The organism is Streptomyces sp. SID4985 (assembly GCF_009863025.1).
GTDB lineage: Bacteria > Actinomycetota > Actinomycetes > Streptomycetales > Streptomycetaceae > Streptomyces.
The window spans coordinates 1-4,121 of sequence record NZ_WWIR01000105.1 but is presented as its reverse complement, the minus strand read 5'-3'; the positions used below and the strand labels follow the sequence as shown (position 1 = coordinate 4,121).

Here is a 4,121-nt window from a genome sequence, read left to right as displayed (position 1 = left end):
GCCCGCAGCAGCAGCGCGAGCACCGGCGCGCCGGTGAGGAACACGGCCGCGAGCAGCCAGTCGATCAGTCCGAGCGCGACCAACGCGCCCAATGGCAGCGCGAGTTCGGCGAGCAGTGCGGCGAGTGCCGCCGGGGCCGTACCCGCCTGCGCGGCGCCCCCGACGAGCCGCGCCACCAGGTCCCCGCCGCCGAACCGGGCCGCCGCACGCGGCCCCAACGCCAGCACCTGCCCGGTGACTTGACGGCGCAGCCACGCTGTCGAGCCGGCGTCCAGGGTGCCGCTGACGACACCCACGCAGGCTTCCAGCACCCCCGACAGCAGGACGAGCCCCGCGCACCAGAGCACCCAGCGGGTCGCGTCCTCGCGGGCCAGCAGGAGATCGAGGGCCCGCCCCAGCGTGGCCGGCAGCAGCAGTCCGGCGGCGGTCGCGGCGGTGCTCAGGGCGAACAGGGCGGTGGCGCGCGGGCCCCCGTGGCGGAGTACGGCGCGGGACAGGCCGCGGGTGGCGTCGGCGTCGGGACTGGGCGTCATCGGCTGCGGCCTCGCCTCGGTTCGAGCGGGTGGGGCGGGTCAAGGGGAGTCAAGGTCCCGTCTTTCAGCGGACGTTGAGAGCCGCCCCGGGAACGGGAAGGCCCCGGACGCCCCCTCCCCGCGAGGGGAGAGGCCGCCCGGAGCCGAGTGGTGCCGGTCAGGTCACAGGCAGAGCAGAACGCTGGCCGCCGAGACGCAGGAGAGCAGGCTCACCGTGCTCGCGACGGTGAGGGTGTGGTCGTCGGACTCGAGAACCTGGAGGTCGAGCAGTGCCATGGTGGTGTCCTCTCCCTATTCATGGGGACGGGGTTGTGTCACGACTCCGGGTCGGAGCCGCGTGTGAGGGCCGCCTTCGGCGGCGGGAGGAAGGGCAGGTGGGCGCCCACGCGCGGGCCGGTGCCCGCGCCGGTGCCGTCGCCCGCGTCCGTACCGGCGTCGAGCGCCGAGGCGAGGGCGAGCAGACAGCCTGCCGTTCCGGTGGCGAGGTCCATCGAGAGCCGCATCATCTGGTGCCCGGGGAAGGCGAGTTGGCCCTGGTAGGCCATCGCGAACCAGCCGAGTCCGGCGACTTGGCGCGCCAGCCGCTCCCGAGTGGCACCCGGCGCCGAACTGCGCGCGAGGTGCAGCACCATTCCGGCGCGTCCCTGGAAGAGACCGGGTTGTGCGTAGAAGCGGGAGGTCGCGGCGGCGAGGATGCCCTCCCGGGCGCGCTCGAACTCCGGTGCCGCGCCCGCCGCGTGGGCGAGGAGGGTCTGTTCGCGGCCGCCGGGAACCGCCGCGCGGGCCTGGGCGGCGAAGCCGTCGGCGCCCGTGTGCGCGAGGTAGTCGTCGAGGACGAGTCCGATGCCGACGCTGCCGTCCCCGAGGTAGGGCAGCGTGCGCCAGCCCTCGTCGACCTCCAGGCCGCCGCTCGCCTTCTGCAGGACGCAGCAGGCCAGGTCGCGGCGGAGCGCCTCGGCCGCCGCCGCTGCCGCGCGCGGGTCGCCGGTCTCCTCGTAGCGGCGCAGCAGGAACAGCGCCGGGCCGCTCGCGCCGCGCATGAGTCCCGCCCGTCGCCGTGGCGTGTCGGGGACCGGTTCGGCGAGCCGTCGTACGAGGATGTCGGCGGCCTCGGCGGCGTGTTCCGCGAGGGCCTTCTCCCCGGTGGCGGTTGCGAGGTGCCCGAGGACCAGACCGAGCCCGGCCAGCCCGCCGTGCAGGTCGGAGGACAGATTGCGCCAGTTCTCGCGCAGGACGCCGTCGACCAGGTCCAACGCCTGTTGCCGGTGGCCCAGTTGGTCGAGGATCAGGGCGACGCCCGCGAGTCCGTCGTAGAGGCCGAGCGGGGTGCCGGGCGGTGGGGGAGCGGTGTGCCGGAGCAGCCAGCGCTCGCCCTCCTCGTACCGGTCGGCCCCGCAGGCCGCCAGCGCGTACAGCACTCCGGCCGCGCCGTGCGCGAGGCCGAGACCGCCGCCGTCGGCGAACTGGGCGATGTCGCCCGGGAAGAGCCGGTCGGCGCGCTCCGGGGTCGCGGAGGCGAGGAGCGCCTTCACCATCGAGTCCCGGCTGTGCGGCCAGTCGCCCGGCATCACCAGCGGGGTCGCCGGACGGGCCTCGCCGCCCCGGGTGTTCCGGGTGATCTCGGCGACCGCCTCGTCCAGGAAGGCGCGCGGCACGTCCGGGAACTGCTCCGCGATCACCTCGGCCAGATGCGCGGCCTTCCCCCGGTCCACCACGAACAGCGAGGTCACCGGCAGGAACAGGGCGATCCGCAGACAGGCGAGGGCATAACGGTCCACGTCCTTGCCCCGGCGGTCCGGCGGGGCGAAGAAGCCGGGGTGGGCGACCGTCTGCCGGCCGTTCTCCGCGGCCGGGGCCGCCGCCTCGAAGTCGATGAGGTGGACCGTCTCCTCGTCCGGCGCGACCATGATGTTGAAGACGTGCAGGTCGTTGAAGACGAGGCCGCGCTCGTGCACCGCCGCGACCGCCCGCTCCACCGCCGCGTGCACCCTGAGCGCCCAGGCCGTGTACGCGGCCGTCTTCTCCGGATCGGGGTCGGGTATCAGCAGCGGATGCCGCTCCGCGAAGAAGGAGTTGAGCGGTCGGCCCTCCAGGAACTCCATGACCAGGAACCGGTGTTCGCCGAGGGTCAGCCAGTCGAGGACCTCGGGGACCACCCCTGTCCCGGCGACGAGCTCCAGCGCGTCCTTCTCCCGCTCCAGGCGGGTCACCGCGTCCGCGCCGTCGGCCGCGAGCCCCGCGTGCGGCCGGGCCTCCTTCAGCACCACGCGGCTGCCGTCCCGGATGTCCGAACCGGCGTACACGCCACCGCCGTTGGAGAAGTGCAGCGCCTTCTCCACGCGGTACGGCAGCTCGCCCACCGTCGTGGTGTTGCGGGCCTCCAGATGCGGCCGCAGGAACTCCGGCAGCGTGACCCACTCGGGCACCTGGAAGGAGGGGTCGCGCCGGTCCGGCACGAGGTTTCCCTCGCCGTCGGCCACCGCGAGCACCAGCGAGCCGCGCTCGTCGACGACGTACCGGCGGGCGAACGCGCCGTGGCGGACGTAGAGCGGGCCCGCGCCCCAGCGCAGATCGGTGAGGATGTACGGTCCCTCGACGCCTTCGAGCAGCTCACCCAACTCGGTGAGTATTCGGTGCAGTTGCTCTTCGTCGGCCGGGTAGACGGTGACGAACTTGCCGCTGGTGTCGCGGCCCGCGTACTTGGCGTTGCGCAGATGCAGCAGATGCGGCCCCGGCACGAACTTGAAGGGGATGCGGCGCGGTACGCAGTAGTCCCACACGATCTCCGCGACCCGGCCGGCGTTCGCGGCGGTGGCCGAGGAGTGGATCTTCCAGCCCTGGGCCGGTCCCGGCTCCGGCGCGCCGTCCTCGCCGAGCGGGGTCAGCGTCAGCCAGTCCCCGGAGCGGGCCGTGTGCCAGCCGTCCGGCACCGGGCGGCGTGCCGCCGCGTACTGCGGTGCCGCCTCGCCCGTCTCCGCCGAGAGCCGGTCGGGCGTGTCGTAGAAGTGTCCATCGGCGAGCGCGTACACCTCGTACCGCTTGTCCATGGCCTTGTCGCCCTCCCGCCCCTGCGTTCGCCGCTCCGGAGGTCCCGGCCGGCACGAGAAGACACTCTCAGGAGTCGACTGGTCGCGGACAGTCATACACGTCATCAGATCGTCATGCGAAACGCACAGGTAAAGGTGTGTTCGAACCGCTACGCGCCGAATGCTCGTACCACTTGGGGCGTGCACGGGGGCTGCGCACACGCCCCACAGGCGCTGTAATGGCCAACGTGGCGAGCGAGGGTGCTGCGGTACGCAGATCGAGAACCGAGCGTGCCGAGCATGTCCTCGCCACGCTCATGGCCATGCCGTCCACGGACCGGCCCCGCCGGATCCTGGAACAGGCACTGGTACTGGCGGGAGCCGTCTTCGCGGGGATCTACGCCCCCGGCGACGACCCCGCGACACTCCGGCTCGTGGAATCCGCGGGCCTCCCGCGCGCGCTGTACGGACTGCGCGACGGCTGCCCGGCCACGGCGCGCTCACCCGTCGCCGAGGCCCACCGCACCGGGCGGCCGGTCTGGTCGGGCCCCGGCGAACCCCC

3 protein-coding genes and 1 pseudogene are annotated in these 4,121 nt (G+C 73.6%); 1 reads left to right on the top strand and 3 read right to left on the bottom strand.

Annotated features, from left to right (window positions below; all coding sequences use genetic code 11):
* The 3 genes from GTW40_RS04405 to lanKC all read right to left on the bottom strand — a co-directional run.
* Window positions 1-533: ABC transporter ATP-binding protein (locus tag GTW40_RS04405; protein ID WP_161178820.1), on the bottom strand; the 533-nt coding region annotated here is incomplete at its 3' end.
* A 162-nt stretch (window positions 534-695) separates the two neighbouring features.
* The gene (locus GTW40_RS04400) at window positions 696-809 is read right to left on the bottom strand and encodes a SapB/AmfS family lanthipeptide (protein WP_018548652.1); all 114 of its coding nucleotides are present in this window, start codon (window positions 807-809) and stop codon (window positions 696-698) included.
* 38 nt (window positions 810-847) lie between these two features.
* On the bottom strand, window positions 848-3,580 hold the full coding sequence (gene lanKC / locus GTW40_RS04395) for a class III lanthionine synthetase LanKC (RefSeq protein ID WP_161178819.1): 2,733 nt from the start codon (window positions 3,578-3,580) through the stop codon (window positions 848-850).
* A gap of 218 nt (window positions 3,581-3,798) precedes the next feature.
* On the opposite strand from lanKC, the pseudogene GTW40_RS04390 reads away from it, so the two are divergent.
* Window positions 3,799-4,121: pseudogene (locus GTW40_RS04390) on the top strand (PAS sensor protein); the annotation flags it as partial.